3 protein-coding genes are annotated in these 2,926 nt (G+C 43.3%); all 3 read right to left on the bottom strand.

Translation table 11 applies throughout. The annotated features are described in order from the left end of the window. Positions 1–2,135 (bottom strand): heavy metal translocating P-type ATPase (locus tag RYK12_RS10130; protein WP_314848876.1); only part of this gene is annotated, 2,135 nt, incomplete at its 3' end. 9 nt (positions 2,136–2,144) lie between these two features. Then, positions 2,145–2,516, bottom strand: coding sequence for a cupredoxin domain-containing protein (locus tag RYK12_RS10125; RefSeq protein WP_314848873.1), 372 nt, complete (start codon positions 2,514–2,516; stop codon positions 2,145–2,147). A gap of 10 nt (positions 2,517–2,526) precedes the next feature. After that, on the bottom strand, positions 2,527–2,922 hold the full coding sequence (locus RYK12_RS10120) for a CopY/TcrY family copper transport repressor (RefSeq protein ID WP_070842694.1): 396 nt from the start codon (positions 2,920–2,922) through the stop codon (positions 2,527–2,529). Positions 2,923–2,926 lie beyond the last annotated feature (4 nt).

Raw genomic sequence — 2,926 nt, 5'->3', positions numbered from 1 at the left:
GAAAAGACTCCTGCTGCAATCGGAATTCCGGCGACATTGTAGATAAAGGCCCAGAAAAGATTGAGCAGAATTCGATTAAAGGTTTTCTTACTCATGTCAAAGGCACGAACCACTCCTAGGAGGTTATTAGTTGTCAACACCAAATCTGCTGACTCGATGGCAATATCTGTTCCAGCTCCCATAGCAATCCCCACATCTGCTACACTGAGGGCAGGAGCGTCATTGATACCATCACCAACAAAGGCTACTTTTCCAGTCGCTTGTAGTTTATGGATTTCATGGGCTTTTTCTTCTGGTAAGACACCTGCAATGACCTCTTCGATTCCGATCTGATCGGCAATAGCACGCGCCACACCTGCATTGTCTCCTGTCAGCATGACTGTTTTAAGACCTCGTTTTTTCAACTGACTGATGGCAAGCTTAGCATTTTCCTTAGGAATATCTTGCAGAGCAAGCAAGCCTTTGATTTCATTGTCCACAGCCAAGAAAACAACTGTCTTAGCTTCTTTTTCTAGTTCTTCTAGTTTTTCTTGATAAATGCTAGAAATATCCATGCTATCCAGCATTTTAGCATTTCCAAGCAAAACTTGTTTTCCATTGATTTGCCCTGAGACACCTTTTCCGTGCAAGGCTTGGAAATTTTCAACAGTTTGAAACTCAAGTCCAGCTTCACTCGCTCGTTTCACAACGGCTTCAGCCAGTGGGTGTTGAGAAGCTTCTTCCAAGGAAGCTGCCAATCCAAGCACTTCTACTTCGTCGCCGATGATATCTGTGACCACAGGTTTCCCTTCAGTCAAAGTTCCGGTCTTATCAAAGACGATAGTTTGAACTTTCTGGATTTCCTGTAGAACCGTTCCATTTTTGAGGAGAACTCCCATCTTGGCACTGCGACCTGTCCCCACCATAAGGGCTGTCGGTGTTGCAAGTCCCAATGCACAAGGGCAGGCAATAATCAGAACTGCTACTCCATAGAGAAGCGAAGACACAAAGCTCGCTCCAAGCACAACTACACTATCCCTGAGCAAGACGAACCAAACCCAAAAGGTCACAATCCCTAAAATGACAACTGCTGGGACAAAAATCCCTGAAATCTTATCCGTCAAGTCCTGAATCGGCGCACGACTTGTCTGAGCTTTCTTCACAAAATCCACAATCTGAGCCAAAACAGTCTCTGAACCAACTTTTTCTGCTCTAAAAACAAGTGTTCCACTATTATTGATGGTTGAACCAATGACGGTATCTCCAACTGTCTTGTCCACAGGCAGACTCTCACCTGTCACCATAGACTCATCAATACTAGAGATACCTTCTACTACGACACCATCAACCGCAATCTTTTCACCGGGACGCACTCGAATCAGGTCACCTACCTTGACTTGCTCCAAAGGGACTTGAACATAGTTATCCTCACGCAAGACTTCTGCAGTTTTAGCCTGCAAGTCAAGTAATTTCTCCACAGCTTGGGAAGTATTTTTCCGCATTTTCTCCTCAAAAACGGCTCCCATAAGAACGAAGAAGAAGATAAATGCAGCACTTTCAAAGTAAACGGGGAGGCCAGCGAAGAGGGCAACTAAGCTATAGAAATAGGCCACTAGGGTTCCCAGAGCAACCAAGGTATCCATGTTGGCATTGTGCTTTTTAAAACTAGCCCAAGCACTTTGGATATAAGGACCACCTGCTACTAGCATAATCGGTGTTGTGGCTAAAAAGGTGCCCCAACGCATGACTTGGTGACTAATTCCTCCTGTCGACATCCCAATCATGAGGATCACAAGAGGCACAGTAAAGATACTAGTAATCCAAAAACGCTGTAAAAGTGATAGAGATTTTCGAGTCTTCTCAACAACTGTATAACTTCCCTTTTGCATCTTCATACCACAAGAAAATTCATGTTGACCTAATTCTTGAGGTGTAAAACGAATGACTTTCTCTTCGTCTACGCCGATTGGTTCTAAGATGCCTTCTTCTTCAAACAGAATTTCCTTGTAACAGTTTGAAGGAGTTGCTCGATGAAAGGTAATCTCAGCTGGAATTCCCTTTTGAAGCTGGATATGGGCTGGATGATAGCCTTTGTCTGCCGTGATACGGATTTTTTGAACACCATTTTCAAGACTTGCTTTTACAATTTCATTCATATCATTCTCCTATTCTACAATCATCTTGCCGTGCATCATATTCATGCCACAAGAGAAACCATACTCTCCAGCCTGCTCAGGCGTGATTTCCACTACATACTCTTCACCCATTGGCAGGTCCGCATGTACACCAAAATCTGGAAAAACAATTTGGTCCAGACAGGGTGAAGGGTCCTTGCGGTCAAAGACAATGCGGGCTGGCACTGATTTATTGAGGATAATCAACTCAGGCGTATAGCCCCCCATGACCTCCACTCGAATCTCTTGGTAGCCGTTTTTTTGCTGGGCTTTTTGTCCAGATTTTTCAGGCTTTTTGAAAAACCAAAACAAGATAAAGGCGATAAGGGTAATACAAACAATGGTTACAATACTATTTAACATGACGTCTCCTTTACATACAATTACATTTTACTTTTGTTACAGCGCTTGATTTCTTCTCAGAAATCACAGCTTCCAAGTCTTCCAAGTCAGCCTGAGTAAAATCACATTCAGCAATCAAATCAGCCAGCAAGTTCTTAATCCTACGGGAACAAACCTTGTCTTTGATATCTTGGACAAGTAAATCCCGACTTTGGTCCAAAGTTAAAAGTGCTGAATAAACAAAAGACTTGCCTTCTTTTTTCCGAGTCAAACACTCTTTCTCAACCAAACGAGCCAAAAGAGTTTGAATGGTTGACTTGGACCAGTCGAACCGCTCCGCCAGAACCCTGATCAAATCCGTACTAGTCTGCTCTCCTTGCATCCAAATAATCTTCATGACCTGCCATTCTGCATCTGAAATCTGCATAATC

It is taken from the genome of uncultured Streptococcus sp. (assembly GCF_963518475.1).
Classification (GTDB): Bacteria; Bacillota; Bacilli; order Lactobacillales; family Streptococcaceae; genus Streptococcus.
This window is presented reverse-complemented; position numbering and strand designations above follow the sequence as displayed.

Bases quoted from the DNA above. Each gene is read 5' to 3' on its own strand.
- RYK12_RS10125 (WP_314848873.1), bottom strand. From the start codon at position 2,516: ATGTTAAATAGTATTGTAACCATTGTTTGTATTACCCTTATCGCCTTT.
- RYK12_RS10120 (WP_070842694.1), bottom strand. From the start codon at position 2,922: ATGCAGATTTCAGATGCAGAATGGCAGGTCATGAAGATTATTTGGATG.